The organism is Streptomyces albofaciens JCM 4342, from assembly GCF_008634025.1.
Taxonomy (GTDB): Bacteria; Actinomycetota; Actinomycetes; order Streptomycetales; family Streptomycetaceae; genus Streptomyces; species Streptomyces albofaciens.
Map to the genome: position 1 here is coordinate 3,891,997 of NZ_PDCM01000002.1, position 25,491 is coordinate 3,917,487.

Consider the following 25,491-nt stretch of genomic DNA (forward strand, 5'->3'; position numbering starts at 1 on the left):
GCCCGCCGGCCGGACACGGCCACTGGACGAACGCGGCCGCCGCGCACCCTCCTACACTGGACGCGTGGTGAGCACCGACTGGCAGAGCGACCTCCGCAAGCGCGGATACCGGCTGACCCCGCAGCGCCAGCTCGTGCTGGAGGCGGTGGACAAGCTCGAACACGCCACCCCCGACGACATCCTCACCGAGGTGCGCAGGACGGCGGGCGGCGTGAACATCTCCACCGTCTACCGGACGCTGGAGCTGCTGGAGGAGCTGAAGCTGGTCAGCCACGCCCACCTCGGGCACGGCGCGCCCACCTACCACCTCGCCGACCGGCACCACCACATCCACCTGGTGTGCCGGGACTGCACGGAGGTGATCGAGGCCGACCTGTCGGTGGCCGAGCCGTTCACGGCGACGCTCAAGGAGACGTTCGGCTTCGATACGGACCTGAAGCACTTCGCGATCTTCGGGTGCTGTGCGGCGTGTACGGACAAGAGCGCGGCCGGGGCGGCGGACGACGGACCGGAGGCCGGGGGCGGCGCCTCCGGGGCCGGGGCGTAGCCGGACGCACCGCCCGGGGCCGGGCACCGGCGCACCGGTCGTAGGCTGGGGGTATGCCGCGTCAACGTGAAGCCAGTCCGCTGCTGTCGCTGCCCGGTGCCGTCCCGGCCGAGGCCCCCGACGAAGGTGTCGCCGCCCACTACGGCGATCTGTTCCGCGAGCAACGCGCCCTCGCGGACGGCCGTGGCTTCGTGGACCTCTCGCACCGCGGCGTGGTCACCGTCAGCGGGCCCGAGCGGCTGAGCTGGCTGCACCTGCTGCTGACCCAGCACGTCACCGAGCTGCCGCCCGGCCACGCCACCGAGGCGCTGATCCTCTCCGCCAACGGGCACATCGAGCACGCCCTGTACCTCGTCGACGACGGGGAGACGACCTGGCTGCACACCGAGCCGGGTGACGAGGAGCCGCTGCTCGCCTACCTGGAGAGCATGAAGTTCTTCTACCGGGTCGAGATCGCCGACCGTACGGAGGAGTACGCGGTCGTCCACCTGCCGGCCGGCTCCATCGCCGAGGCCCCGAAGGACGCCGTCGTACGGGAGACCGCGCACGGCCGGGACCTGTTCCTGCCGCGCGGCGAACTGGAGGCCTTCGCGGCGGCCAACGGACCGGCCGCCGGCACCCTGGCCCTGGAGGCGCTGCGCGTGGAGGCGCACCGGCCGCGGCTGGGCCTGGAGACCGACCACCGCACCATCCCGCACGAGCTGGGCTGGATCGGCACCGCCGTCCACCTCCAGAAGGGCTGCTACCGCGGCCAGGAGACGGTGGCCCGCGTCCACAACCTGGGGAAGCCGCCGCGCCGCCTGGTCTTCCTGCACCTGGACGGCAGCGAGGTGCACCTGCCGCCGCACGGCGCGCCCGTACGCCTCGCCGCCGACGGCCCCGAAGGCCGCCAGCTCGGCTTCATCACCACCTCGGCCCGCCACCACGAGCTGGGGCCCATCGCGCTGGCCCTGGTCAAGCGCAACGTCCCGGTGGACGCGCCGCTGCTCGCGGAGAGCACCGCGGCGGCCCAGGAGGTCGTGGTCGAGCCGTAGGCGGCCGGGCAGGCCGTATACCGGCCCGGGTACGGTACGGGCGTCCGCCGGACCGGCGGACGCCCGCTCACACCTCCAGCAGCACCGTGAACGGCCCGTCGTTCGTCAGGCTCACCTTCATGTCCGCGCCGAAGCGGCCCGTGGCGACCTCCGCGCCCAGCGCGCGCAGCCGGGTGACGACCTCGTCCACGAGCGGTTCGGCCACCGGACCGGGCGCCGCCGCGTTCCAGGTGGGCCGACGGCCCTTGCGGGCGTCACCGTAGAGAGTGAACTGGCTGATCACCAGCAGGCCCGCACCCGTGTCCGAGCAGGACTTCTCGCCGTCCAGGATCCGCACCGACCACAGCTTGCGGGCGAGCTGCGCCGCCTTCGCCGGGGTGTCGTCGTGCGTGACCCCGACCAGCACGCACAGCCCTTCTCCGACGATCTCACCGACCGTCTCGCCGTCCACCTCGACGCGTGCGCCGTCGACCCTCTGCACCACTGCTCGCATACCGCCCATGATGCACCGGGGCCCGCGGGCCCCCGACAGCCGTACCGGGCCGGGGCCGTTCGGGTGCCATGGCCATGGCTGGCCCTGCGGGGGCCCCGTCCGCAGTGGCACGATGCGTGCACGCGGTGCGTTCCACGGACAACCCGCCCGTGCGACCGCACCGGACGAGGGGACGGAAACGACTCATGAGCACTGCCGGTTCCGGGCACACACCCGGTCCCGTACCGACCGCCCGTACGGCGCCCGCCGCGGCCCGTACGACCACGACGGCCCAGGCGCGCCCCGGGCCCGCCCGCACGGAGGACGGTCCCATGGTCCAGGCAGGCACGGCCGCGGCGCCGCACCGCGCCCCGCTGCAACGCGACCGCTTCCGCCCGGTGTCCCGGCCCGACCTGGACGGACTGAGCCTGCCCGACCTGCGGGTGGTGCGGCGCGAGGCGCAGCGGGAGGAGGCCGACCTGAGCTATGTGCGGCGGCTGCTCCAGGGCCGGATCGACATCCTGCGCGCCGAGAGCACCCGCCGCACCGCCCCGCACTCCCCGCTGCTGGACCGCCTGCCGGAGATCCTGACGGACGGGCCGTCGCGGCACCGCTCCTCGGCCCGCCATGTGACGCTCGGCATGCCGCACAGCGAGGAGTACCGCCAGCTGGCGGAGCAGATGGCCGGTGAGGTGGAGCTGTCGGACCTCACCGCCCGTACGGACCAGGAGCTGCACGACGCGATGTGCCGCCTGGTCCGGTACGAGCAGCAGGTCTCCCGGCGCCGCCAGTCCCTCCAGCGGACGGCCGACGATTGCAGTGCGGAGATCGCGCGCAGGTACCGTGAAGGCGAAGCACAAGTAGACGACCTGCTCTCCTGACCCCGCCGCCACCGGTCCCGGGAGGAGCGCGGGCCACCTCCCGGAAGGCCGCCGCCGATGAGCACTGCCACCGTTACCGACGGGTCCGTCCCGTCCGGTATACCCCCCGTCCTCGCCGAGGTCGTGCGTTCGGGCTTCGTCGAGGGCCGGCACCGCGGATCGCTCGTGATCCTGGCGGCGGACGGCAGCGTCGAGACCGCGCTCGGCGATGTGACCTCCCCGGTCTTCCCGCGCTCCGCCAACAAGCCGATGCAGGCCGCGGCCATCCTGCGGGCGGGCCTGGACCTGTCCGGCGAGCGGCTGGCGCTGGCCGCGGCGAGCCACTCGGGCGAGGGCTTCCACCTCGACCTGGTGCAGAAGATGCTCAGCGAGCACGGCCTGTCCACGGACCAGCTGCGCACCCCGCCGGACCTGCCGCTGGACCCCGCGGAGGCGGAGACGTACCTGGCCTCCGGGCGGGTGCGCGAGTCGCTGACGATGAACTGCTCCGGCAAGCACGCCGCGATGCTGGCGGCCTGCGCCGCCAACGGCTGGCCGCTGGAGTCGTACCTCCACCTGGAGCACCCGCTCCAGCAGCTGGTGCTGGAGGCGGTGCGCTCCGCGAGCGGCGAGCGCGTCGAGCACATCGGTACGGACGGCTGCGGCGCCCCGCTGATGGCGATCTCGCTGACCGGCCTGGCCCGCTCCTTCCGGCACTTCGTGCTGGCCGACGAGGGCACGCCGGAGCGGCGGGTGGCCGACGCGATGCGCGCGCACCCGGAGTACGTGGCCGGCACCCGCCGCCCCGACACCTGGCTGATGCAGGCGGTGCCCGGCGTGCTGTCCAAGATGGGCGCGGAGGCCGTGCAGGCGGTGGCGCTGCCGGACGGGCGCGCGCTGGCGTTCAAGGTGGACGACGGGGCGACCCGTACCCTCGGCCCGATACTCGCCCGCGTCCTCGGGGAGATGGGCGTCGAGTCGCCGGTGCTGGCGCGCATCGGGGAGGCACCGCTGCTGGGCGGTGCCGAGCGCGTCGGAGAGATCCGCGCGGCCTTCTGAGGCACCAGGGTGCCCGCGGTCCCCGGGCACCCCCTCGAAATTGCCGCGACGGCGGTACAGGGCCGTGGCTACCGTACGCGCATGGACATCGAGGTGCGTACGGTCGGCGACGACGACCTGCCCGAGTGGATGCGGGCCATGGAGGTGGGCTTCCTGCGGCCGCCCGAGATCTCCGAGGACCGGATCGGATACCGCCGCGCGCGCTACGACCCCGCCCGTACGCAGGGCGCGTACGACAACGGCCGCTGTGTCGCCACGTTCCGCAGCTTCGCGCAGGAACTGACCGTCGTCGGCGGGGCACCGGTGCCCGCCGACGCCGTCTCGAACGTGACGGTCTCCCCCACCCACCGGCGGCGCGGCCTGCTCAGCCGGATGATGGCGAACGACCTGCGGCTCGCCAAGGAGCGCGGGGACGCCGTCGCCACGCTGATCGCCGCGGAGTTCCCGATCTACGGGCGGTACGGCTTCGGCCCGGCCACCTGGTTCACCGAGTGGCACATCGACGTGGCGCGCGCCGCGCTGGACCCGCGCCACGCGGGCCCGGAGTGCGGCGGCCGGGTCGACTTCGCCGACGCCGCCGAGGTCCTTGAGGCGGGTCCCGCCCTCCACGACCGGTTCCGGGCCCGGCAGCCCGGCGCGATCGACCTCTCCCACGACTGGTGGCGGGAGCTGACCGGTGTGAACCCGCGCCCGTACAACCCCGCCAAGGACCGCTTCCACGCCCTCTACCGCAGCGCGTCCGGCGAGATCGAGGGCCTGGTCTCGTACCGCGCGGACGACAAGTGGGAACGCAAGCTGCCGCAGAACACGGTCACCGTCGACCGCCTGACCGCGCTCACCCCGGCCGCCGAGCGGGCCCTGTGGCGGTTCCTGTGCTCGATCGACTGGGTCATGCACATCACGTCCGGCGTGCGCGGCCCCGACGACCTCCTGCCGTACCACCTCGGCGACCCGCGCGCGGCACGGATCGAACAGCACGCCGACTACCTGTGGATACGGCCGCTGGACGTCCCCCGGCTGCTGGAGGCCCGTACGTACCCGGCCGAGGGCTCCCTCGTCCTGGAGATCCATGACAAGGCGGGCCTGGCCGACGGCCGCTACCTCCTCGAAGCCACCCCGGCGGGCGCCACCTGCACCCGCACGAACCGGCCCGCCGAACTCACCCTCGACGTGGGCGACTTCGCGGCGCTCTACCTCGGCGACGAGTCCGCGGCACGCCTGCACGCCCTGGGCCGCGTCACCGAGGAACGCCCGGGCGCCCTGGCGACCTCCGACCTCCTGCTGCACACCGCCCGCCGCCCCTGGTGCCCGGACATCTTCTGACCGGGCGCCGCGCGCCGGGGGCCCGGCGGTGGTGTGCTGCATAAGGTGGCGGAAACACGTAACGGCCCAGGCGGAAGTTGCAGGACACCGCCCACCACCGGAGCAGGAGGACGGCGACCATGAGTGACGCGAACACGGAGCCGCAGGGTCCCGACACGACCGAGCACGCCCACGACCCCGAGGTACTACAGCTCGCGGCCAAGGTCTTCGACCTGGCCCGGCACGGCGACACCAGCACCCTCGCCGCCTACGTCGACGCCGGCGTCCCCGCCACGCTCACCAACGACAAGGGCGACTCCCTGGTGATGCTCGCCGCCTACCACGGCCACGCCGACACGGTGGCCGCCCTCCTGGAACGCGGCGCCGACCCCGACCGCACCAACGACCGCGGCCAGACCCCGCTGGCCGGTGCCGTCTTCAAGGGCGAGGACGCGGTCGTACGCGTCCTGGTGGCCCACGGCGCGGACCCGGCGGCGGGGACGCCGTCGGCGATCGACACGGCGCGGATGTTCCAGAAGGGGGAGCTGCTGGGGCTGTTCGGGGCGGAGTGAGCCGGGGGCCGCACGGCGGCGGGCGGCAGCGTCCCGCCGCGTCCGGCCTTCGCCGCGAGGGCGCGGTTCGGCGAGTGGTGTCCCGGCCTCCGGGGTGAGGCCGGCGTGGCGAGTGGAGCGGCCTTGGGTTAGGAAGGTGGCACCTTCGACTCCGTCTTCGACGTGGCCGACGCCGTGGCCGACCCCGACCGGCCGGACCGCATCCGCGCCGAGTTCGACAGCGGAGACGGACTGCATCTCAACGACGCCGGGGCCCGGGCCATGGCGGCGACCGTCGATCTCGACGCACTCGGCGGCTGACGGCCGCCCCCGGACGTCACCCCAAGGCCACACCTTGACATCAACTTTGGTTGAGGTTTTAGCGTCGGGTCCCGAAGCCGACCGCCGGCTCCGCGCCACCGCCTTCAGGAGGACCCGTCATGCCCGAGCGCCCCTTCACCCTGGCCGTCATCGTCGGCAGCACCCGTGAGGGCCGGTTCGCGCCCGTTGTCGCGAACTGGTTCACCGCACACGCCGGCCGGCGTACGGACGTCGTGGTGGACCTCATCGACCTGGACGAGGTCCGTCCGTACGAACTGCGGCACGGCAGCGAGGAGATGGAGACCTACGCCAAGCGGATCGGCGCGGCGGACGCCTTCGTCGTGATCACACCGGAGTACAACCACTCCTTCCCCGCCCCGCTCAAGCACGCCATCGACCTGCTGCACCAGCAGTGGCAGGCCAAGCCGGTCGGCTTCGTGTCCTACGGCGGGATCTCCGGCGGCCTGCGCGCCGTCGAGCAACTGCGGCTCGTCTTCGCCGAGTTGCACGCCACGACGGTGCGCGAGACGGTCAGCTTCCCGATGGCCGGGCGCCTCTTCGACGAGGGCGGGCAGCTGCGGGACCCCGAGGACGCGGACCGGGCCGCCGCCGTGCTGCTCGACCAGCTGGCCTGGTGGGCCCTGGCGCTGCGCGAGGCGCGCGAGGCGCGGCCGTACGGGGGCTGAGACCGCGCGGCGGCGGGCGGGCCGTCCCGCCCTCGCCGCGCTCGCAGCCGGCTTACGATTTCCCCGTCCGGCGGCGAACGAGGGGGACACGGTCATGAGCCGACGCAAAGGCCCGTACGAGTGCGGCCTGGACGCCGCCGTGGACGTCATCGGCGGCAAGTGGAAGGTCCTGCTGCTGTGGCAGCTGGCCCAAGGGCCGCAGCGCTTCGGTGAACTGAAGCGCGCGCTGCCGGACATCAGCGAGAAGGTGCTGATCCAGCAGCTGCGCGAGATGGAGACCGACCGCATCGTGCACCGCGAGGTCTACCACCAGGTCCCGCTGAAGGTGGAGTACTCCCTCACCGGGCTGGGCACCTCGCTCAACGCCGCGCTGGAACCGCTCGGCGCGTGGGGCCTGGTGCACATGGAGGAGATCGAGGCGACGTACGGGTCACGTCACCCGTGCGCGAGCTGAGCGGCCGGGGCCGACGGCCCGCTCGTGAGCGGCTCACGGTTGCCGCGGCGCGCGTTCGCACCCGTACCGCTCCCGGGCCAGCGCCAGTGACCGGTCGAAGTCCCGCTGGGTGGCTTCGCACCAGTGCAGCAGGTCGGCCAGGACCCGCTGGAGCGTCTCGCCCGGGCTCGCCCGCCAGCCCGCCTCGGAGAGCGTGTACGTCTCCAGGGCCGCGCCCGCGCGCCGCACCTGTTCATCGTTGCCGGTCATGGCGTCCCCTTCCGGTGTCGGTGCGCCCAGCGTACCAATGCAAGCGCATCGGAAAGGCTCTCACTCCTGGTCCGGTATCCAGTTGCCGTGGAACCCGACCGGCACCCGCACCGGCAGGTGCACCCGGGCGACCGGCTCGCCCGTGATGTCCTGGGCCGCGAGGATGACGAGGTCCGTCGCGTCGCGCTCCGGGGCGTGGACGTACGCCAGCAGCCAGCCGTCGTCCTCGGCGGCGTCCGGGCCGGCGGGCACGAACACGGCCTCTCCGGCACCGCCCTGCGGGGAGAAGCGGCGCACCTCGCTCGTGCCGCGCTCCAGGTCGTACTTCACCAGCCCGCAGCCCATCCGCTCGATCCCCGGGTACCGGGGCGCCCGCAGGTCCGAGTCGGCGGACTCCAGCACCGCGTAGCCGTAGCGGTGGGGCAGCGTGAGCCGCCGCGGGTCCACGCGCGGCAGTTCCACCGGCCGCTCGTCCAGCCGCTCGCGGTGGACCCGGCCCGCCCGCAGGTCCACGGTCCAGCGTTCCAGCGCGGGCGGCGCCCCGTCCGGACCGGTACGCCCCTTCGCGAACAGCCGCTCGTAGCGCACGAGATGGACCACGATGCGGCCGCTGCCGTCCTCGGCCTCGTACGCGTTCATCGGGTGGAAGACGAAGCACGGGTCGACCTCCAGCCACCGCACGTCCGCCGCCCGCCCCTCCCGCGGCAGCACGCCCAGCCGGGCCGGGCGCTCCGCGTCCCACACGTACGGGAAGGACGGCCCGACGCCGACGCCGCCCGGATTGAAGACCACCGGCAGGTCGTACAGCAGCACATGCCGCTCGGTCAGCGAGAAGTCGTGCATCATCGGCCGCCCCTCGACGGGGACGTCCACGCGGCGCCGGACGCGGCCGTCCGTCCCCACGACCAGGTACTGCACGTACGGCCAGGCCCAGCAGTACGCCACGCAGTGCAGTTCCTCGGTGTCCGGGTCGATCGTGGTGTGCGCGGCGAGGCCGCCCGGCAGCGTGCCGGCGAAGTCGAAGGGGCCCACCGTGTCCAGCTCGGCGTCCACCTCGTACGGCAGCGAGCCGCCCTCGACCAGCGCGAGGAGGCGCCCGGCGAAGCGGGTCACATGGCTGTTCGGCGCGAAGTCCATGTCCAGGTGGCGAGGACCGTGCAGGATCTTCTCGCCCAGGCGCATCGCCATCGCGTCGGAACGCACCCAGCGGTTGCGGTACCACTCGGCCCGGCCCCCGCGCAGCCGGACGCCGTGCAGCATCCCGTCGCCGCTGAACCAGTGGTACGCCACCGGGTCGTCCACCCCCAGCGGATTCGGTCCGTTGCGTACATAACGTCCGTCCAGCTCCTCCGGTATCCGGCCGGTCACGGCCATGTCGTACGCGGTGGTCTCCTCCTTCACCGGAGCGAACAGTCCCCGCATGTACGGATTCCTGGCACCCACCATCGCCGCCCACCTTCCCGGCTCCGCCCCGCGGCGACCCCCCGGTCACCGCCTCCCGCGCAGCACCCCACATCCACCCTCCAGCCCCGGCACCGCCGCGTCGAGACCACCGGCGAGCCCGGGGGCGCGGAGAGCTTCCCCGCACGCCCCTTCGGGACACCGGCCGGGACACGTCATGGGGCCGCTCCGCACCCGCCCGGCGTCCCCGCACCGCGTCAACGCTCCCGGCTTCGGGTAAGGTGACCGCCTCAAGCAGTGAGCGACCGAGGAGGTGAGACCCATTACCGCTGTCCAGGCCGGGTGCTCTCACCGCACGGCTGTACGGTCCCTCCGAGGCAGGTGACCGCGAGAGCGCCCTTCGGCACCCCGAAAGGCCCGAACTCGCATGTCACACCACCTGTCTTCACCCTCTCCCGCCGCCGTCCCCGCCCCGCTGCCCGCCCTCGTCGCCAGACTCCGCGCGGCCGGCTGCGTCTTCGCCGAGGACGAGGCGGAACTGCTCGTCGCCACCGCCCGCACACCGTCCAACCTCGCCGCCATGACGGACCGGCGCGTCGCCGGATTCCCCCTCGAACAGGTCCTGGGCTGGGCGGAGTTCTGCGGCCGGCGCATCGCGGTCGACCCCGGTGTCTTCGTACCCCGCCGCCGCACCGAATTCCTCGTCGGCCGGGCCGCCGCCCTCCTGCGCGCCGTTCACCGGCCGAGACCCGTCGTCGTGGACCTGTGCTGCGGCACGGGCGCGGTGGGCGCGGCACTGGCGGCGGCGGTCGGCGGCCCGGCGGGGGCTCCCGCGGACCTGCCGTCTCCGCCCGTCGAACTCCACGCCGCCGACATCGAACCCGCCGCCGTACGCTGCGCCCGCCGCAACATCCCGCCCGCCACGGGCCGGGTGTACGAGGGCGACCTGTACGCCGCGCTCCCGCCCGGCCTGCGCGGACGCGTCGACATCCTGGTCGTCAACGCCCCCTACGTACCGACCGACGCCATCGGCCTGCTGCCGCCGGAAGCACGCGACCACGAGCCGCGGGTGGCGCTGGACGGCGGCGCGGACGGACTCGATGTGCAGCGCCGGGTGGCGGCCGAGGCGCTTCAGTGGCTGGCCCCCGGCGGCCACCTCCTGATCGAGACCAGCGAACGCCAGGCGCCGCACACCCTCGACGCCTTCCGGCGCAGCGGTCTGCGCGCCTGGCTGGCCACCGACGAGGATCTGTGCGCGACGGTCGTCATAGGCACCGGGCCGGACGGCGCCCCGTCCTGACAGGGGGCTCCCTCCGGGCGCGGACGGGCTCGGATATTCCGTTGCCCGGCGGGGAGCCGGGGCGGCAGCATGACGCCCCGTGCAACGTGACGAGTACGCCGGTCCGTTGGCCCTGCGCGCCATGCAGAGCCTGGCCGTCCGCGCCTTCCCGGTGACCGGCTACCGTCACATCGGCGACCTGGCCTGGAGCTGGTGCCTGGCGCTCGGCCGCGCCGACCAGTGCCCGACGGCGGTCTGGAGCGACGGCGGCCGGACGCTGGCGTGGGGCTGGCTGGAGCTGCCCGGCGGGCTGATGCTCCAGGTCGATCCGGAGCGGCCGGAGTTGGTGCACGACGTGCTGGACTGGGCGGAGGCGGCGGTCGGTACGGCGGTCGGTACGACGGCCGGTGCGGCGGTCGGTGCGGCGGTCGGTGCGGCGGCCGGTGCGACGGTCGGTGCGGCCGAGTCCGGCCCGCTGAGCGTCGAGGTGGCCGGCACCGAGCAGGCCGTGATCGAGGCGCTGGAGCTGCGGGGGTACGTACGGGAGACCGGCGGGCCGGGTCCGGGCCCGGCGACCGGCCAGGGCACGTGCCCCGCCACCGGCCCCGGCCCGGACTCCGCGACCGGCTCGGGCACCAGCCCCGCCACCGGCCCGTACATGACCTGCCTCGGCCGCCCCCTCACCGGTGGTCTCCCGCTCCTCCCCCGCCTGCCGGACGGATACGTGATCCGCGCCCAGCGGGATTACGCGGACGTGGCGGGCCGGGCGGCAGCGCACCGCGCCGCTTTCGGTTCGGAGCGGATCACCGCCGAACGCCACGCCCGGATGCGCGCGGTCTGGCCGTACCGTCCCGAGTTCGACCTCGTCGTCGCCTCCCCCGGCGGCGACATCGTGGCCTACTGCCAGGGCTGGTACGACGAGGCCAACCGTACGGGCGTGTTCGAGCCGGTCGGCACCCGTCCGGACCACCGCCGGCTCGGGCTGGCCCGGGCCGTGTGCGCCGCGGTGCTGCACGCCTTCGCCCGGGCCGGCGGGCACCGCGCCGTCGTGCAGGCCCGCGGTGACGCCGCCTATCCGGTTCCCAAGCGGCTCTACGAGTCGCTGGGGTTCGCCGCGTACGCCCGGACGTACACGTACACCCGTACGCGCACGCCCGGACCTGCGCCCGTGCCGCCCGGTCAGGCGCCCACGTAATCCGCCAGGTGCTCGCCGGTGAGGGTCGAGCGCGCGGCGACCAGGTCGGCGGGGGTGCCCTCGAAGACGATCCGGCCGCCGTCGTGGCCCGCGCCCGGGCCGAGGTCGATGATCCAGTCCGCGTGGGCCATGACCGCCTGGTGGTGCTCGATGACGATGACCGACTTGCCGGAGTCGACCAGCCGGTCCAGCAGGCCGAGCAGCTGCTCGACATCGGCGAGGTGGAGGCCGGTGGTCGGCTCGTCGAGGACGTAGACGCCGCCCTTGTCGGCCATGTACGTGGCCAGCTTCAAGCGCTGCCGTTCGCCGCCGGAGAGCGTGGTGAGCGGCTGGCCGAGGGTGAGGTAGCCGAGTCCGACATCGGCGAGCCGCCGGAGGATCTTGTGGGCCGCCGGGAGGCGCGCTTCGCCCGCGCCGAAGAACTCCTCGGCCTCGGCCACCGGCATCGCCAGCACCTCGCTGATGTCGCGGCCGCCGAGGCGGTACTCCAGCACCGACGCCTGGAACCGCTTGCCCTCGCAGTCCTCGCAGGTGGTCGCCACACCGGCCATCATCGCCAGGTCGGTGTAGACGACCCCGGCGCCGTTGCAGGCCGGACAGGCGCCCTCGGAGTTGGCGCTGAACAGCGCCGGCTTCACGCCGTTGGCCTTGGCGAACGCCTTGCGGACCGGGTCCAGCAGCCCGGTGTACGTCGCCGGGTTGCTGCGCCGCGAGCCGCGGATCGGCGTCTGGTCCACCGCGACCACACCCGTGTCCGCCGGGATCGAGCCGTGCAGGAGCGAGCTCTTGCCGGAGCCCGCGACACCGGTGACCACGCAGAGCACCCCGAGCGGGATGTCGACGTCCACGTCCCGCAGGTTGTTCGCGGTGGCTCCGCGGATCTCCAGCGTGCCGGTGGCCTCGCGCACCGACTCCTTGAGCGAGGCGCGGTCGTCGAGGTGGCGGCCGGTGACGGTGCCGCTCGCCCGCAGCTTCTCGACGGTGCCCTCGAAACAGACGCTGCCGCCCGCCATACCGGCGCCCGGGCCGAGGTCCACCACATGGTCGGCGATCGCGATCGTCTCCGGCTTGTGCTCCACGACGAGCACCGTGTTGCCCTTGTCGCGCAGCCGCAGCAGCAGGTTGTTCATGCGCTGGATGTCGTGCGGGTGCAGGCCGGTGGTCGGCTCGTCGAAGACGTACGTGACATCGGTGAGCGAGGAGCCGAGGTGGCGGATCATCTTGACGCGCTGCGCCTCGCCGCCGGAGAGCGTGCCGGCCGGGCGGTCGAGCGAGAGGTAGCCCAGGCCGATCTCCGTGAACGAGTCGAGGGTGCCCTGGAGCGCGGTGAGCAGCGGCGTCACCGAGGGCGCGGCGAGGCCGCGCACCCACTCGGCCAGGTCGCGGATCTCCATCGCGCAGGCGTCCGCGATCGAGATCCCCTTGATCTTCGAGGAGCGGGCGCCCTCGCTGAGCCGGGTGCCGTCGCACTCGGGGCAGGTGGTGAAGGTGACGGCCCGCTCCACGAACGCGCGGATGTGCGGCTGCATCGCCTCCTTGTCCTTGGCCAGGAACGACTTCGTCACCCGCGGGATCAGACCCTCGTAGGTCATGTTGATGCCCGCGATCTTCATCCGGGTCGGTTCCTGGTGGAGGAGGGCGTGCAGCTCCTTCTTGGTGAACTCGCGGATCGGCTTGTCCGCGTCGTACAGGCCCGACTCCGCGTAGAGCCGCGCGTTCCAGCCGCCCGCCGTGTAGCCGGGGATGGTGAACGCGCCCTCGGAGATCGACTTGGAGTCGTCGTAGAGCTGGGCGAGGTCGATGTCGGACACCTTGCCGCGGCCCTCGCAGCGGACGCACATGCCGCCGGTACGGCTGAAGGTCACCTTCTCCGTCTTGGTCTTCTCCCCGCGCTCGACCCGGAACCCGCCGCTCGCCGACACCGACGCGGTGTTGAAGGAGTACGCGCTGGGCGGGCCGATGTGCGGCTCGCCCAGCCGGCTGAAGAGGATGCGCAGCATCGCGTTGGCGTCGGTGGCGGTGCCGACGGTGGAGCGGGGGTCGGAGCCCATCCGCTGCTGGTCGACGATGATCGCGGTGGTCAGCCCGTCGAGCACGTCCACCTCGGGGCGGGCCAGGGTCGGCATGAAGCCCTGCACGAAGGCGCTGTACGTCTCGTTGATCAGCCGCTGCGACTCGGCGGCGATCGTGTCGAACACCAGCGAGCTCTTGCCCGAGCCGGAGACCCCGGTGAACACCGTCAGGCGGCGCTTCGGGATCTCGATGCTGACGTCCTTGAGGTTGTTCTCGCGCGCGCCGTGCACGCGGATCGCGTCGTGGCTGTCGGCGGCGTGCCGCGCGGCCGGCCGCGGATCCGTCTTCGGGCCCGTGCTCATACGTTTCTCCCTGTGTGCGGCGGCGCCGCCGCCGCGGTTCCCCCGTCGGCGTCGCCGGATTCCGACTGACTGCTCGGGGCCGTACGACCGGTACGCACCGGCCCGGCCCCGGCCGGTGGCCGCCGCCGGCCGGGGCGGTCACCGGCCGGCGTCCGGCTCACTTCTTGCGCTGAGCGAAGCGCAGCATATTGCCCGCGGGGTCGCGGAAGGCGCAGTCCCGCACCCCGTACGGCTGGTCGGCCGGCTCCTGGAGCACCTCGGCGCCCGAGGCCTGGACCCGCTCGAAGACGGCGTCCACATCGTCGGCCGAGAAGATCACGCCGCGCAGCAGGCCCTTGGCGAGCAGCTCCGCCATGGCCTGCCGGTCGGCCGGCGAGGCGTTCGGGTCCGCGAGCGGCGGCTCCAGCACGATCTCCACGCCGGGCTGCGACGGCGAGCCGACCGTCACCCAGCGCATCCCCTCGAACGTGACGTCGTTGCGCACCTCCAGGCCGAGCACGTCCCGGTAGAAGGGCAGCGCCTTGTCGTGATCGTCGACGGCGATGAAGCAGGTGGAAAGGTGAATGTCCATGCGCAACACGCTACGGCGGGGCCGTGCGCCGCGCTTCTCCATTCGTGACCGGTTCGGGGCGGGGTCCGGGAGGGGAGCGCTCGGCCGTTGCCGTCGGGGTGGCTCAGTCGCCGTCGGCGCGGGAGGCTCAGTCGCCACCGTCTCTGGAGGCTCAGTCGCCGTCGGCGCGGGAGGCTCAGTCGCCACCGCCTCTGGAGGCTCAGTCGCCGTCGCTGTCCGCACCGGCTTCGGCGTCGGCACCGGCACCGCCACCGGCACCGGTGGACGGCGGCCCGTTCCGCACCGGCCGTGTGTAGATCTTGGCGACACAGGCCGGAATGGCCGCCCCCGGCTCGTGCGAACGCGCCCGGTAGGCGCTCGGGCTCTCCCCCACCAGCTCGGTGAACCGCGAGCTGAACGACCCCAGCGACGTACACCCCACGGCGAAGCAGACCTCCGTCACCGACAGGTCCCCCCGCCGCAGCAGCGCCTTGGCCCGCTCGATCCGGCGGGTCATCAGGTAGCTGTACGGCGTCTCCCCGTAAGCGGCCCGAAAACTCCGCGAGAAGTGCCCCGACGACATGTGCGCCGCCCGCGCCAGCGCCGGCACGTCCAGCGGTTGCGCGTAATCCCGATCCATCAGGTCACGCGCCCGCCGCAGCTGAACCAGGTCTTCCAGATTCACGGGGTCAGGATCGCACGGGGGACGTACGGGGGCGTACGGGCAGCGCATGGGGCGCCGTGACCTGCGCGACCCAGTGTTCGGTGGCGAACACACGGCGGTCAGGGAGAAGGCTCCCGGCCCGCGGACCACCGCGAATCCCGGTGGCGCTCCGCAGCCGCCACCGGCCAGGATCACGGCATGCGTGCCTTCCTGGAGACCGACCGGCTGGTGCTGCGGCCGTTCACCGCCGACGACGCCGGCCGCCTCTTCGCGCTCGACAACGACCCGGACGTCATGCGCTTCATCAACGGCGGCCGGCCCACGACCCACGAGGAGATCGCGGAGCGGACCTTGCCGCGGCTCCTGCACGACCACCCGTGTTTCGGGACGCGCGGATACTGGGCGGCGTCGGAGAAAGGGACCGGGGTGTTTCTGGGGTGGTTCGAATTCCGGCCCCTGGAGGACGACAGCCCCGCCGTGGTCGAACTCGGCTACCGTCTCAACAAAGCGGCCTGGGGCCGCGGCTACGCCACCGAGGGAGCGCGGGCGCTCATCGACAAGGGCTTCACCGAGTTCGCGGTGGAGCGGGTGACCGCGAACACCATGGCGGTCAACCGCGCGTCCCGGCGGGTGATGGAGAAGTCCGGCCTGTCCTTTCTCCGCTCCTTCACCGGCGACTGGCCGGAGGCGATTCCCGGCTCGGAACACGGCGAGGTGGAGTACGTGCTCACGCGGGACGAGTGGGAACGGCGGCGGTAAACGACGACAGGCGGCGATGTCCGTATTGCTGAAGCCCGAAGGCGCCGCTCAGCTCAAGCGGGCTCGCAGGAGGCAGAATTCGTTGCCTTCGGGATCGGCCAGGACGTACCAGGGCTCATCACCGCTCTGGCCGATATCGGCGTGGCGCGCACCGAGTTCCAGGAGGCGTTCGAGTTCGGCGTCCTGGTCGCGGTCGGTGGCGTTGACGTCGAAATGCAGCCGCGACTGCCCGGTTTTGGGCTCGGTGGTGGGGACGAGGACCAAAGTCGGCTGCAATCCGCCGAACCCTTCGCGTGGTCCGATCTCCACCGCGCCGTGGTCGTCGGGGTCGAGCACGACGAAGTCCAGTACCTCGCACCAGAACGCCGCCAGCCGCTGCGGATCCCGGCAGGGAATGACCAGTTCGGAAATACGACATGCCATGGCCGGAACCCTACGGCTCGTCAAATGCGCGTGACCAGACCCTTGCTGCCACTCGCCGGGCACGTCGGGAAGTGCGACGACGAGACCAGAGGTTGGTATGCGCATTCATGCGATGATTGTGCAATATGGACGGACGTATGAGCAGCAGAAACCCCTTGCACAACTCGGCGACCGCGATCCTCTATCTCGTCTTCGCGGTCATCGCCGTGGCCGGCTCCGTGTGGTTGATCAGCGTCTGGGTGCCGGATCGGATCGCCGCTGAACGTGCGTACCGATCCGCGCCGTCCTGCGCCCAGGCTTCCCGCGCCGATGACTGCGTGCGGGACGAGGAGTTCACCGTCTCGGACATCCACATCGGGAAGAAGCAGTACAAGGCGACCCTGACCGATTCCGCGGGCACGGCCTGGCGGGTCGGATTCGCCGGTGAGGACCCGCTGCTGAACGAGCTGCACGACGGTGACCGGGTGACCGGCACCGTCTGGCAGGGCGCCGTCCAGGAGATAGCCGCCAAGGGGACGCGGCAGAAGACCTGGGAGCGGCCCGTCAATCCCCCCGGAACCGAGCTGGCCATGGCCATCGGCCTCGGGGCCGCGGGACTGGTCCTGGGTGTCGTGTGCGGCTGGCGGCTGCGGCAGGGCGCCGACCGGCACGAGCCGACCCGGCGCATGCGCTACCTGGTCCGGTTGGCCGCCGGCCTGGGTGCGGCCGGTATCGCCGCGACCGTGCTCACCGCGGTCTTCGACCTCCGGCTCTGGATGGGCCCTGCCCTCTGGGCGTTGTTCAGCGCGCCCATGGCCGCCTGGGCCGTACGCGCGTGGCGGCGGGCGCCGTTCCTGGCACCCGAGCCGTGGACGCCGAAGCCGCTGTGACCCGAGCCGACCGCCGGCATGTCCCGCGTCCGGCGGCCCGCCCGGCGGTCCGTCCGCCCGGCGGTCCATCCGTCCGGCGCTCCATCCGTCCGGCGCTCCATCCGCCCGGCGGCCCGCCCGTCCGGCGCCGACCGCGTGCCCCAGCGGCGAGCCTCGGCCGCTATGGGCGGCCCGGCCCAGGAGCAGCGTCGAGCGCGTCGAGCACCGCGTCGCCGTTCGCCCTCGCCCACTCGGTCAGCATGTGGATCGGCTCGATCAGCGTCGCCCCGAGCGGGGTGAGTTCGTACTCGACGCGGGGCGGCGCATCGGCGTAGGCGTGGCGGCGGACGAGTCCGTGCGCCATGAGCCGCCGGAGTGTCTGGGTGAGCATCTTGCGGGAGATGCCGCCGATCAGCTCGATCAGTTCGCCATGGCGCACCGGGCCCTTGCTGAGGCCGTAGAGCACGACCACCGTCCATTTGTCGGCGATCAGCTCGACCGCCAGCCGCGCCGGGCAGTCGGCGAGAAAGGGATCACCGGGACCGAAACCGCTCACGGCGCCAAAAGTACCCGCGCGCAAGGTACCTGCTGGTTCCTGTCGGAAACCTAGCCTGGCTGCTCTCCCCTCCCGAAGCAGCCAGGAGAGTCATGCGAGTCATCACCCAGCAGACGCTCGGCGGCCCCGAGGTGCTCACCATCGTGGACGCGCCCGAGCCCCGCCCCCTCCCGACCGAGGTTCTCGTCCACGTCGAGGCGATCGGGCTGAACCCACTGGAGGCACGCCTGCGCGCCGGCGAGTTCCCGCTGATCGGCCGGCCGCCGTTCACCCTCGGCTGGGACCTCAGCGGCGTGGTCGGGGAGTCGCCGCGGACGTGGCGGTTCCGGCCCGGGGACGAGGTGTTCGGGATGCCGCTGTTCCCGCGGGCGGCGAGCGCGTACGCCGAGGCCGTGTCGGCGCCGGCGTTGCACCTGATACGCAAGCCGGCATCGCTGTCGCACGTCGAGGCGGCGGCGCTGCCGGTCGTCGGGCTCACCGCGTGGCAGGGTCTCGTCGACCTCGGCGGCGTGACCGAGGGCGCCCGGGTCCTGGTCCACGGCGGGGGTGGCGGGGTGGGCCACGTCGCGATCCAGATAGCGAAGGCGCTCGGCGCACACGTGATCACGACAGCCCGCGGGAGCAAACGGGAGTTCGTCGAGGGGTTCGGCGCCGACGAGGTGGTCGACTACACGGCGGTCGACTTCACCGAGGCGGTCCGCGACATCGACGTCGTACTCGACACGCTCGGCGGCGACACCGCCGAGCGCTCGCTCGAAGTCCTCCGCCCGGGCGGTCACCTGGTGACGGCGGTCGCCGAGGAGGACGCGCGGCTCGCCGCCAAGTACGCGGCGGCCGGCATGCGCTTCAGCGGCATCGCGGTCGACCCCGATCCGGTCGCCCTGCGCGGCCTCGTCGAACTCGTCGAACAGGGCGGGCTCCGGGTCCACGTGCAGGAGACGTTCCCGTTCGAGCGCGTCGCCGACGCGCACCGGGTGCTCGACGCCGGCCACCTCCAGGGAAAGCTCGTGCTCACGGTCTGAATTCTGTGTGGTGCCTGGACTTCGTCACGCCGTTGGGCCTCGGCTCCGACCCGCCGTGGGGCCTTCGCGGGGCCCTCGACCCCGCCCCGCCGTGAAGCCTTCGTGGGATCCTGGACTCCGACCCGCCGTGGGCGTGGACTTCGCCCCGCCGTGGGGCCCGCCGAGCGTCGGATTCTCTGATCCCCAACCGCACCGGATCCAGCCGACCTGCCACTCCCACCGGAAACCGGCAGACATCCGGTGGCTACCGGAAGCCGACAGTCCTCCGGCGGCTACCGGAAACCGACAGCCCCCGGCGGGTGGTGAAGGTCATTCCGGGCCACCCCGCCAGGTCACGCGCATCGCCTCCGGCCCCCGGATGTGCGGCCGTTCTCGCCACCTGATGTCGCGGACGGTCAGCTCCGGGGCCCTGGTGAGCAGCACCCGCAGGCCCTCCTGGAGGTCGATGCGCCCGAGCTGGGCACCGACGCAGTAGTGCGCGCCATAACCGAAGGTGAGGTGTCCACCGGGCGGCCGGGTGAAGTCGATCGCGTCGGGGTCCTCGAACCGGGCCGGGTCGTGGTTGGCCGACTCGACGGCGACGGTCAGGGCTTCTCCCGCGCGTACCAGCGTGCCGCCGACGTTGACGTCCTCCCGCGCATAGCGGACGAACAGGCCGGCACCGGCGGAGGCGTTGTTGCGCAACAGCTCCTCGACCGCCGACGGCAGCTCGGCCGGATTCGCACGCAGCCGGTTCCAGAGCGCACGGTCGCCCCGCGTGAGAACGTAGACGCAGTTCGGAATCTGGGTGGTGATCGCCTCGAACCCGGCCAGCAGCATGCTGACGACCAGTTCGATCAGGTCGGCGTCGGTGAGCCGGTCCTCCTCGTCCCGGGCCTGGACCATCGCCGACATCAGGTCGTCGCGGGGGCGGGCCCGCCGCTCGGCGATGAGCCGCTCGGTGCAGGCGCGCAGGTCACCGAACCGCCGCATTATGTCCTCGTGGCCGACGGCACTGCCGGGCATCAGCGCCGCGCTGGTCGACTCGAACGCCTCCCGGTCCGAGACCGGCACGCCGAGCAGGTCGCAGATGGACAGCACGCTCATCGGCTGCGCGTAGTCCACCACGATGTCCATGCCCGGTCCGGCGTTCATCGCCGACGTCAGCAGTTCGTCCGCCGCCGCGCGCACCGCCGGGCGCTGCGTTTCGATACGGGACCTGCTGAGGGCCTTCGCCAACAGCGTGCGCAGCCGGGTGTGTTCGGGGGCGTCCAGGATGATCAGCCCGGCCAGTTCCGTCGCCTCCTCCTGGCGCGGGTAGTCCCGGCCGACCGACATCGCACGGCTGAACCGCGCGTCGCCCAGCACCAGCCGGGCGTCCGCGTAGCGGGTGACCAGCCAGGTGGGTTCGCCGTAGGCGAGCCGCACCCGGAGCAGCCCCTCGCGCTGCCGCAGCTCCCGGAACCGCTCGTTGACCTCGATGCCGCGGCCGTCGTCGAAGGGGAAGTGCTCCAGTGCCTCGGTGGCCTCGGGAAGATCGGGAAGTTCGGGAACAGTCGTCATGCGGGCTGCACCTCCGTCAGCCAGTCGTGCGGGTTCGCTGAGATCAGGTCGGCGTGCTGGGACAGGATGGTGAAGTGATCGCCGGGCAGCCTGCGCAGGCGGTACGCCGGTTCGGCCGGAAACGGGCGGTCCTGCGAGCTGATGGGCATACCCGCGACACCCGCGATCACCTCGCCGGCGAGCAGGTGCAGGATCGGCGCCTCCAGCGGGCCACCTCGACTCCGTCGGAAATCCAGGACGACCGTATGACCGGCGATTCCCGATTTTCCCTAGAGTCCCGTTGCGGCCGAAACGCAGCCGTCCGTCCGTATCACCCGGGGGAAGCCGCGACTGTGGCGCCGACGCCGGCCCTTCTGGGGGCGGGGCCGCCGGGAGGTGTGTTGCGCGGCCTTCCGGACATCTACGCCCGGTTCCCCGACCGGCAAGCGGCCCGCCGCGCCTACCTGCGGTGACCGCCCGGACAGGAAGGCGTATCGCCACGGCGCCCACCGCATTTCGACCCCGTCGACGAGCGGATCACCGAACCTGCCCAGCCCGCGCCGGCCCCTCGGCAGCCGACCGCCGCAGCCCCTGGGGCCCGGTCACCCAGCGACAGCGAGGCACACCAGCAGGACGGGTAGGCCCCCGCCCCACCCCGACACGACCACTTTTGCTAGCACCCGCTTGCAATAGTTAGCACGATGCCGCACCATCGAGACATGGCATCACTCAACGTCGGCAATCTCGGCGAGTTCCTGCGGGAGCAGCGGCGCAACGCGCAGCTGAGTCTGCGGCAGCTCGCGGATGCCGCCGGGGTGTCCAACCCGTATCTCAGTCAGATCGAGCGCGGGCTGCGCAAGCCGAGCGCGGACATCCTGCAGCAGCTGGCCAAGGCGCTGCGGATCTCCGCCGAGACGCTGTACGTGCAGGCCGGGATCCTCGACGAGCGGAAGGTGGACGGGGTCGAGGTGCATACCGCGGTCCTCACCGATCCGGCGCTGACCGAGAAGCAGAAGCAGGTGCTGCTGCAGATCTACGAGTCCTTCCGCAAGGAGAACGGACACGGGAGCGGGAGCGGCGGCACGCCCGCCGGCGAGCCCGCCCCGGATGCCCGAGAGGCCGACGGCGACCCGCACGCCACCTGAGCGACCGACCACCGATTCCAGGAGGAACCACGCCATGGCCATCACCGACGACGTCCGCAAGGCGCTGACCGACCCGACTCCGCTGTATGCCATCGCCGGCACCGTGGACTTCGCCGCCGAGAAGGCCAAGGAGATCCCGGCCCTGGTGGAGAAGTTCCGCGCGGAGGCCCCCAAGCGCTTCGAGGCCGTCCGCAACACCGACCCGAAGACCGTCCAGGACCGCGTGAGCAAGGAGGCGAAGGAGGCGCAGGACTGGATCACCCGCCAGCTGAGCCTGCTCGACTCCGACTTCAAGAAGCTGAGCCAGCAGACGCAGGACCTCGTGCTCCAGGGCGTGGGCCGGGCGGCCGAGGCCGCCGTCAAGGCGCGTGAGGGGTACGAGGAGCTGGCCGAGCGGGGCCGCAACGCGGTGCAGACGTGGCGTTCCGAGACCGCCGAGGCCACCGAGGACCTGGCGGTCGCGATCGAGCCGGAGCCCAAGCAGGAGCCCGTGACGGAGCCCGGCTCCGAGGGCGCGGCCGGTGCCGACACGGTGATCGGCGCCGACGCGAAGGCGGCTTCCGCCAAGAAGACCACCACCGCCAAGAAGACGACGGCCAAGAAGACCACGCCGCCGGCCGAGAACGGCAAGTAACGCATCGAGCGACGGCGGGCCGGGCACGCACCGCGTGTCCGGCCCGTTCTCCGGGTACGGTGGGGCGGCGACGGACCGAGTCGAACGGGTGGTGGCAGTGCTGATCTACGGATTCCAGAACGTGCTGAGCTGGGTACAGCTGGCCCTGGCCGTGTACGCCGCCGTGATGCTCGTCGACGCGGCCGTACGGCGCGAGGACGCCTACCGGGCCGCGGACAAGCAGACCAAGGGCATGTGGCTGATCTTCCTGGTGATCGCCACGGCGCTGCTGTTCCTGCTGCCGCTGATGTCCTTCCTGCCGATCATCGGGCTGATCGCGGTGATCGTCTACACGGTGGACGTACGGCCCGCGGTCAAGGCGGTCTCCGGGGGCGGCCGGGGCCCTCGCCGCGGCGGCGGGTCGAGTTCGGACGGGCCGTACGGGCCGTTCAACGGGCGGTAGAAAGGTTTCGGCCCCGCTCCCGGCCGCGGCCCCGTTCCCAGCCGCGGCTGCGATCGCGGCCGCAGTCGGTGTCGCAGTCGCAGTCGCAGTCGCAGTCGCAGTCGCAGTCGCAGTCGAGCGTGTATGGCGGTCCCTTGACCGTCACAGGTCCCGCCCCTGCGTCAGTCCCGCACCCGGCCCCGGTCCAGCAGGAGTACGGCCACGTCGTCCGTCAGCTCCCCGCCGTTGAGGTCCCGTACCTCCGTGACCGCCGCGTCGAGCAGCTGCTCGCCCCGTAGCCCGGCGGCCATCTGACGGGCCACCAGTTCGGCCATGCCTTCCTGGCCGAGGCGTTCCCTGCCCTCGCCGACGCGGCCTTCGATCAGACCGTCCGTGTACATCATCAGGCTCCACGAGCCGCCCAGCACGACCTGGCGGCGCGGCCAGCGGGCGCCCGGTAGCAGGCCGAGGGCCGGGCCGCCGTCCTCGTACGGAAGAAGGCGCGGCGCGCCGCCGGAGCGGGCGAGCAGGGGCGCGGGGTGGCCGGCCAGGCAGACGCTGGCGTGGCGGCCGTCCGGCGCGATGTCCACCAGGCACAGCGTCGCGAAGATCTCGTCGTCGGCGCGCTCGTTCTCCAGGACCTTCTGGAGGGTGGAGAGCAGCGCGTCACCGCACAGGCCGGCGAAGGTCAACGCGCGCCAGGCGATGCGCAGTTCCACGCCGAGGGCGGCCTCGTCGGGGCCGTGGCCGCAGACGTCGCCGATCATCGCGTGGACCGTGCCGTCGGGCGTGCGCACGGTGTCGTAGAAGTCGCCGCCGAGCAGCGCGCGGCTCCGGCCGGGGCGGTAGCGGGCCGCGAAGCGCAGGTCGGAGCCGTCCAGGAGCGGTGTGGGCAGCAGGCCGCGCTCCAGGCGCCGGTTCTCCTGGGCCAGCATCCGGGACTCGGTGAGCTGGCGCTGCGCGAGGTCGGCGCGCTTGCGCTCGACGGCGTACCGCACGGCCCGGCTGAGCACCGAGCCGTCCAGCTCGTCGCGGAAGAGGTAGTCCTGCGCGCCGACGCGGACCGCTTCGGCGCCCCGCTCGGCGTCGGCCTCGGCGGTCAGTACGAGGACGGCGTGGGCGGGTGCCATCCGCAGCACCGCGCGCAGGGCGCCCAGTTCGTCGCGGCCGCCGCCCTCCTCCGGCGCGGCGCCGTCCCGGTCCGCGCGGTCCGGCGCGCCCGCCGGTGCCAGGTCGAGCAGGATGCAGTGCACGTCGTCGGTGAGCAGCCGCTCCGCCTCGGTGAGGTTGCGGGCCGTACGGACGCGGGCCCGGCGGCCGTCCCGGTCCCGCATCTCGGGCACCGGGCTGGTGGGGTCCTCGCCGATGAGGAGCAGGGTCAGCCCCGGCCCGCCGGTGTCCGCGGGCTCCGCCGCCGGGTCCGCCGCTTCCGCCGTGCCCGCCGCGGCGTCGCGCGCGTGGCCCGCCGGCGCTGCCTGGTGCGGCAGCACGGCCGTCCGCTGGCGCGGTATCGGTACGGACATGCTCTGCTTCCTTCCCTCCCCCGAGGGTGCGCGGGCCCGCCGAGCGGCGTGCCACTGTGCCCGGTTCCGCCGCCGCCCGGCGGTCGGTCCGGGCGGTGCGCCACCGGGCACCGAGACGCGACCATAGCGGTAGCGCCGAGTGCTACGGAATGGCCGACGGCAAACCGCCCTTGTCATATGCCGTCCGCCACAGGCCTTTTGACCTGGGAAGGGAGGAAAGCGGAATGACGAACATCACCCCGCGGCCAGGACCGCACCCACCCACACAGCGTGACCAAGGGCACGCCGGTGTCACGCTGAGTGCAACATCGGGAACCCTGGCCCGTCAGCGCGGCGTGAGCGGGGCCGCACCCTCGGTGAGGCCCCGCCCGCCTCGCTCCGGCCCCGTCACTTGTCGGGCCGCACCACCCCGAGGATCGGCATCGACCCGGCACCGGCGAGCGTGACCTGCCGCCCCGGGCGCGGCGCGTGCACGATCGCGCCGTCGCCGACGTACATGCCGACGTGGCTCGCGTCGCCGTAGTAGATGATCAGGTCGCCGGGGCGCATGTCCTTGATGTCGATGCGCGGCAGCTGCCGCCACTGCTCCTGCGAGGTACGGGGCACGGCCTTGCCGGCCGCCTCCCAGGCGCGCATGGTCAGCCCCGAGCAGTCGAAGGTGTCCGGGCCCTCGGCGCCCCACACGTAGTCCTTGCCGATCTGCGCCGTCGCGTACGCCACGGCCTTCTTGCCGGCCGCCGAGGCATGGGCGTCGATGTCCTTCAGTACACCGGAATCCAGCCACTTCTGCTGTTCCTGGAGGGCCCGCGCGTCCTCCATCTTGCGCAGCCGCTCCTTCTCCTCGGCGGCCAGCCGGGATTCCAGCTCCTGCGCGGCCTCGACCTTCTTGCGGATGTCGAGCTGCGCGGCCTCCTTCTTCCGGCGGTTCTCCTCCAGCCGCTCCCAGCGGTCGGTCGCGTCCTGGGAGTAGCCCTCCAACGCGGACTTGGTGCGGCCCAGTTGGGTGATCAGGTCGTTGGCGGCGTGCTGGCTCTTGCGGACCAGTGTGGCGTCGTCGAGGAACCGCTCGGGGTCCTTGTTGAGCATCAGGCGGGCCTCGGGGGGAATGCCGCCGCCCCGGTACTGCGCGCTGGCCAGCGCGCCCGCCTGGCGCTTGAGGTCGTCCATCCGCCGCTGCGTCCGGTCGATGTTCCGCGCCAGCTTGACGATCTCCTTCTGCTGGAGATCCACCTGTTCCTTCGCCGCGTTGTACGCCTCGGTGGCCTTCTCCGCCGCGCGGTAGAGGTTCTCCAGCTGCGTGCGGACCTCCTCCAGACGCTTTTCGGACACGGTCGGCCCGGGGTCCGCGTACGCGGCGGGCGCCGTCCCGGCGAGCATCCCCGTCACGCCCAGCGCCACGGCCGTCGCGGCCACCACGGCGCCCCGCAGCCCCCGCGCGCCCGGCCCGCCCCCCGCGCCCCGGCGCCTCGGTACCCCGGTGGGCGGCACCGTGCCCGCCGCCCCCGCCGCGCCCTTGACGCTCCCTGCGTCCCGTATGCCGTATGCACCGCGAACGCCCCGCCCTGCCCCCTGCCGCACCACCAGCCACCTCCGGTCGATCCGCACCGATTCGCGCACTCCTACAGGCGCGGATGCTGCCA

29 protein-coding genes are annotated in these 25,491 nt (G+C 72.7%); 17 read left to right on the forward strand and 12 right to left on the reverse strand.

Translation table 11 applies throughout. The features are described from left to right. Window positions 1–64 precede the first annotated feature (64 nt). On the forward strand, window positions 65–547 hold the full coding sequence (locus tag CP973_RS36940; protein WP_150248704.1) for a Fur family transcriptional regulator: 483 nt from the start codon (window positions 65–67) through the stop codon (window positions 545–547). Between the two features lie 53 nt (window positions 548–600). Next, window positions 601–1,581: a CAF17-like 4Fe-4S cluster assembly/insertion protein YgfZ gene (gene ygfZ / locus CP973_RS36945; RefSeq protein WP_150248707.1), complete on the forward strand. Its 981-nt coding sequence runs from the start codon at window positions 601–603 to the stop codon at window positions 1,579–1,581. 67 nt (window positions 1,582–1,648) lie between these two features. Here ygfZ and dtd read toward each other — a convergent pair whose 3' ends face one another. After that, on the reverse strand, window positions 1,649–2,074 hold the full coding sequence (gene dtd / locus CP973_RS36950; RefSeq protein ID WP_150248710.1) for a D-aminoacyl-tRNA deacylase: 426 nt from the start codon (window positions 2,072–2,074) through the stop codon (window positions 1,649–1,651). 185 nt (window positions 2,075–2,259) lie between these two features. On the opposite strand from dtd, the gene CP973_RS36955 reads away from it, so the two are divergent. From CP973_RS36955 to CP973_RS36985, 7 genes are all read left to right on the forward strand, one after another. Continuing rightward, the gene (locus CP973_RS36955) at window positions 2,260–2,934 is read left to right on the forward strand and encodes an RsiG family protein (RefSeq protein WP_150248713.1); all 675 of its coding nucleotides are present in this window, start codon (window positions 2,260–2,262) and stop codon (window positions 2,932–2,934) included. Window positions 2,935–2,991: 57 nt separating this feature from the next. Continuing rightward, complete coding sequence (locus tag CP973_RS36960; protein WP_150248716.1) at window positions 2,992–3,972, forward strand: asparaginase; 981 nt, start codon at window positions 2,992–2,994, stop codon at window positions 3,970–3,972. Window positions 3,973–4,053: 81 nt separating this feature from the next. Further along, window positions 4,054–5,295 (forward strand): GNAT family N-acetyltransferase, encoded by a 1,242-nt coding sequence (locus tag CP973_RS36965; protein WP_150248719.1) that lies wholly within the window; start codon window positions 4,054–4,056, stop codon window positions 5,293–5,295. A 119-nt stretch (window positions 5,296–5,414) separates the two neighbouring features. Beyond that, entirely contained in the window at window positions 5,415–5,846 is a 432-nt protein-coding gene (locus CP973_RS36970) for an ankyrin repeat domain-containing protein (protein ID WP_150248722.1), read from the forward strand. 162 nt (window positions 5,847–6,008) lie between these two features. Continuing rightward, window positions 6,009–6,146 carry a hypothetical protein gene (locus CP973_RS36975; protein ID WP_341874874.1) on the forward strand — a complete coding sequence of 46 codons (138 nt, stop codon included), beginning with the start codon at window positions 6,009–6,011 and terminating at the stop codon, window positions 6,144–6,146. 119 nt (window positions 6,147–6,265) lie between these two features. Next, a complete protein-coding gene (locus CP973_RS36980; RefSeq protein ID WP_150248724.1) occupies window positions 6,266–6,832 on the forward strand; it encodes an NADPH-dependent FMN reductase in 567 nt (188 codons plus the stop codon). A gap of 94 nt (window positions 6,833–6,926) precedes the next feature. After that, window positions 6,927–7,286, forward strand: coding sequence for a winged helix-turn-helix transcriptional regulator (locus CP973_RS36985; protein WP_150248726.1), 360 nt, complete (start codon window positions 6,927–6,929; stop codon window positions 7,284–7,286). 33 nt (window positions 7,287–7,319) lie between these two features. Here the strand turns inward: CP973_RS36985 and CP973_RS36990 are convergent, their stop codons facing one another. Together CP973_RS36990 and CP973_RS36995 are read right to left on the reverse strand one after the other, a co-directional pair. Next, entirely contained in the window at window positions 7,320–7,535 is a 216-nt protein-coding gene (locus tag CP973_RS36990) for a hypothetical protein (RefSeq protein WP_150248729.1), read from the reverse strand. Between the two features lie 60 nt (window positions 7,536–7,595). Then, window positions 7,596–8,957 carry a carotenoid oxygenase family protein gene (locus tag CP973_RS36995; RefSeq protein ID WP_150248733.1) on the reverse strand — a complete coding sequence of 454 codons (1,362 nt, stop codon included), beginning with the start codon at window positions 8,955–8,957 and terminating at the stop codon, window positions 7,596–7,598. A gap of 406 nt (window positions 8,958–9,363) precedes the next feature. On the opposite strand from CP973_RS36995, the gene CP973_RS37000 reads away from it, so the two are divergent. Beyond that, window positions 9,364–10,236, forward strand: coding sequence for a putative protein N(5)-glutamine methyltransferase (locus tag CP973_RS37000; protein ID WP_150248736.1), 873 nt, complete (start codon window positions 9,364–9,366; stop codon window positions 10,234–10,236). A gap of 79 nt (window positions 10,237–10,315) precedes the next feature. Continuing rightward, a complete protein-coding gene (locus CP973_RS37005; protein WP_150248739.1) occupies window positions 10,316–11,410 on the forward strand; it encodes a GNAT family N-acetyltransferase in 1,095 nt (364 codons plus the stop codon). On the opposite strand, the gene CP973_RS37010 is transcribed toward CP973_RS37005, so the two are convergent. The 3 genes from CP973_RS37010 to CP973_RS37020 form a co-directional block, all read right to left on the reverse strand. Continuing rightward, a complete protein-coding gene (locus CP973_RS37010; protein WP_150248743.1) occupies window positions 11,395–13,785 on the reverse strand; it encodes an ATP-binding cassette domain-containing protein in 2,391 nt (796 codons plus the stop codon). The genes CP973_RS37005 and CP973_RS37010 overlap by 16 nt on opposite strands. A gap of 157 nt (window positions 13,786–13,942) precedes the next feature. Next, a complete protein-coding gene (locus tag CP973_RS37015) occupies window positions 13,943–14,356 on the reverse strand; it encodes a VOC family protein (RefSeq protein WP_208853370.1) in 414 nt (137 codons plus the stop codon). Window positions 14,357–14,555: 199 nt separating this feature from the next. Then, window positions 14,556–15,020 carry a helix-turn-helix domain-containing protein gene (locus CP973_RS37020; protein ID WP_150248748.1) on the reverse strand — a complete coding sequence of 155 codons (465 nt, stop codon included), beginning with the start codon at window positions 15,018–15,020 and terminating at the stop codon, window positions 14,556–14,558. A gap of 177 nt (window positions 15,021–15,197) precedes the next feature. On the opposite strand from CP973_RS37020, the gene CP973_RS37025 reads away from it, so the two are divergent. Next, a complete protein-coding gene (locus tag CP973_RS37025) occupies window positions 15,198–15,758 on the forward strand; it encodes a GNAT family N-acetyltransferase (RefSeq protein WP_150248753.1) in 561 nt (186 codons plus the stop codon). A 48-nt stretch (window positions 15,759–15,806) separates the two neighbouring features. Here the strand turns inward: CP973_RS37025 and CP973_RS37030 are convergent, their stop codons facing one another. Further along, window positions 15,807–16,181, reverse strand: coding sequence for a VOC family protein (locus CP973_RS37030; protein ID WP_150248756.1), 375 nt, complete (start codon window positions 16,179–16,181; stop codon window positions 15,807–15,809). A 137-nt stretch (window positions 16,182–16,318) separates the two neighbouring features. Here CP973_RS37030 and CP973_RS37035 point away from each other — a divergent pair, with 137 nt between their 5' ends. After that, on the forward strand, window positions 16,319–17,050 hold the full coding sequence (locus CP973_RS37035; RefSeq protein ID WP_150248760.1) for a hypothetical protein: 732 nt from the start codon (window positions 16,319–16,321) through the stop codon (window positions 17,048–17,050). A gap of 160 nt (window positions 17,051–17,210) precedes the next feature. On the opposite strand, the gene CP973_RS37040 is transcribed toward CP973_RS37035, so the two are convergent. After that, window positions 17,211–17,585: a winged helix-turn-helix transcriptional regulator gene (locus tag CP973_RS37040; RefSeq protein WP_150248764.1), complete on the reverse strand. Its 375-nt coding sequence runs from the start codon at window positions 17,583–17,585 to the stop codon at window positions 17,211–17,213. Between the two features lie 92 nt (window positions 17,586–17,677). On the opposite strand from CP973_RS37040, the gene CP973_RS37045 reads away from it, so the two are divergent. After that, on the forward strand, window positions 17,678–18,607 hold the full coding sequence (locus CP973_RS37045) for an NADP-dependent oxidoreductase (RefSeq protein WP_150248767.1): 930 nt from the start codon (window positions 17,678–17,680) through the stop codon (window positions 18,605–18,607). Window positions 18,608–18,916: 309 nt separating this feature from the next. On the opposite strand, the gene CP973_RS37050 is transcribed toward CP973_RS37045, so the two are convergent. Next, on the reverse strand, window positions 18,917–20,149 hold the full coding sequence (locus CP973_RS37050; RefSeq protein WP_150248770.1) for a cytochrome P450: 1,233 nt from the start codon (window positions 20,147–20,149) through the stop codon (window positions 18,917–18,919). Next, entirely contained in the window at window positions 20,146–20,298 is a 153-nt protein-coding gene (locus CP973_RS40280; RefSeq protein WP_167538586.1) for a hypothetical protein, read from the reverse strand. Before CP973_RS40280 ends, CP973_RS37050 begins: the two co-directional genes overlap by 4 nt. Before the next feature lie 549 nt (window positions 20,299–20,847). Between CP973_RS40280 and CP973_RS37055 the strand changes: the two genes are divergently transcribed. The 3 genes from CP973_RS37055 (at window position 20,848) to CP973_RS37065 (ending at window position 22,349) form a co-directional block, all read left to right on the forward strand. Beyond that, window positions 20,848–21,273 (forward strand): helix-turn-helix domain-containing protein, encoded by a 426-nt coding sequence (locus tag CP973_RS37055; RefSeq protein WP_150248773.1) that lies wholly within the window; start codon window positions 20,848–20,850, stop codon window positions 21,271–21,273. A 34-nt stretch (window positions 21,274–21,307) separates the two neighbouring features. Beyond that, window positions 21,308–21,907, forward strand: a complete 600-nt coding sequence (locus CP973_RS37060; protein ID WP_150248775.1) for a hypothetical protein — start codon at window positions 21,308–21,310, stop codon at window positions 21,905–21,907. Between the two features lie 97 nt (window positions 21,908–22,004). Next, a complete protein-coding gene (locus CP973_RS37065; RefSeq protein WP_208853438.1) occupies window positions 22,005–22,349 on the forward strand; it encodes a DUF2516 family protein in 345 nt (114 codons plus the stop codon). 161 nt (window positions 22,350–22,510) lie between these two features. Here CP973_RS37065 and CP973_RS37070 read toward each other — a convergent pair whose 3' ends face one another. Beyond that, window positions 22,511–23,851, reverse strand: coding sequence for a PP2C family protein-serine/threonine phosphatase (locus CP973_RS37070; protein WP_150248780.1), 1,341 nt, complete (start codon window positions 23,849–23,851; stop codon window positions 22,511–22,513). Window positions 23,852–24,238: 387 nt separating this feature from the next. Beyond that, complete coding sequence (locus tag CP973_RS37075; RefSeq protein WP_150248783.1) at window positions 24,239–25,264, reverse strand: C40 family peptidase; 1,026 nt, start codon at window positions 25,262–25,264, stop codon at window positions 24,239–24,241. Window positions 25,265–25,491: the final 227 nt, after the last annotated feature.

Coding starts and splice junctions, on each gene's coding strand:
- ygfZ (WP_150248707.1), top strand. CDS start 601: ATGCCGCGTCAACGTGAAGCCAGTCCGCTGCTGTCGCTGCCCGGTGCC.
- dtd (WP_150248710.1), bottom strand. CDS start 2,074: ATGCGAGCAGTGGTGCAGAGGGTCGACGGCGCACGCGTCGAGGTGGAC.
- CP973_RS36955 (WP_150248713.1), top strand. CDS start 2,260: ATGAGCACTGCCGGTTCCGGGCACACACCCGGTCCCGTACCGACCGCC.
- CP973_RS36960 (WP_150248716.1), top strand. CDS start 2,992: ATGAGCACTGCCACCGTTACCGACGGGTCCGTCCCGTCCGGTATACCC.
- CP973_RS36965 (WP_150248719.1), top strand. CDS start 4,054: ATGGACATCGAGGTGCGTACGGTCGGCGACGACGACCTGCCCGAGTGG.
- CP973_RS36970 (WP_150248722.1), top strand. CDS start 5,415: ATGAGTGACGCGAACACGGAGCCGCAGGGTCCCGACACGACCGAGCAC.
- CP973_RS36980 (WP_150248724.1), top strand. CDS start 6,266: ATGCCCGAGCGCCCCTTCACCCTGGCCGTCATCGTCGGCAGCACCCGT.
- CP973_RS36985 (WP_150248726.1), top strand. CDS start 6,927: ATGAGCCGACGCAAAGGCCCGTACGAGTGCGGCCTGGACGCCGCCGTG.
- CP973_RS36990 (WP_150248729.1), bottom strand. CDS start 7,535: ATGACCGGCAACGATGAACAGGTGCGGCGCGCGGGCGCGGCCCTGGAG.
- CP973_RS36995 (WP_150248733.1), bottom strand. CDS start 8,957: ATGCGGGGACTGTTCGCTCCGGTGAAGGAGGAGACCACCGCGTACGAC.
- CP973_RS37000 (WP_150248736.1), top strand. CDS start 9,364: ATGTCACACCACCTGTCTTCACCCTCTCCCGCCGCCGTCCCCGCCCCG.
- CP973_RS37010 (WP_150248743.1), bottom strand. CDS start 13,785: ATGAGCACGGGCCCGAAGACGGATCCGCGGCCGGCCGCGCGGCACGCC.
- CP973_RS37015 (WP_208853370.1), bottom strand. CDS start 14,356: ATGGACATTCACCTTTCCACCTGCTTCATCGCCGTCGACGATCACGAC.
- CP973_RS37025 (WP_150248753.1), top strand. CDS start 15,198: ATGCGTGCCTTCCTGGAGACCGACCGGCTGGTGCTGCGGCCGTTCACC.
- CP973_RS37030 (WP_150248756.1), bottom strand. CDS start 16,181: ATGGCATGTCGTATTTCCGAACTGGTCATTCCCTGCCGGGATCCGCAG.
- CP973_RS37035 (WP_150248760.1), top strand. CDS start 16,319: ATGAGCAGCAGAAACCCCTTGCACAACTCGGCGACCGCGATCCTCTAT.
- CP973_RS37045 (WP_150248767.1), top strand. CDS start 17,678: ATGCGAGTCATCACCCAGCAGACGCTCGGCGGCCCCGAGGTGCTCACC.
- CP973_RS37050 (WP_150248770.1), bottom strand. CDS start 20,149: ATGACGACTGTTCCCGAACTTCCCGATCTTCCCGAGGCCACCGAGGCA.
- CP973_RS40280 (WP_167538586.1), bottom strand. CDS start 20,298: ATGCCCATCAGCTCGCAGGACCGCCCGTTTCCGGCCGAACCGGCGTAC.
- CP973_RS37055 (WP_150248773.1), top strand. CDS start 20,848: ATGGCATCACTCAACGTCGGCAATCTCGGCGAGTTCCTGCGGGAGCAG.
- CP973_RS37060 (WP_150248775.1), top strand. CDS start 21,308: ATGGCCATCACCGACGACGTCCGCAAGGCGCTGACCGACCCGACTCCG.
- CP973_RS37070 (WP_150248780.1), bottom strand. CDS start 23,851: ATGTCCGTACCGATACCGCGCCAGCGGACGGCCGTGCTGCCGCACCAG.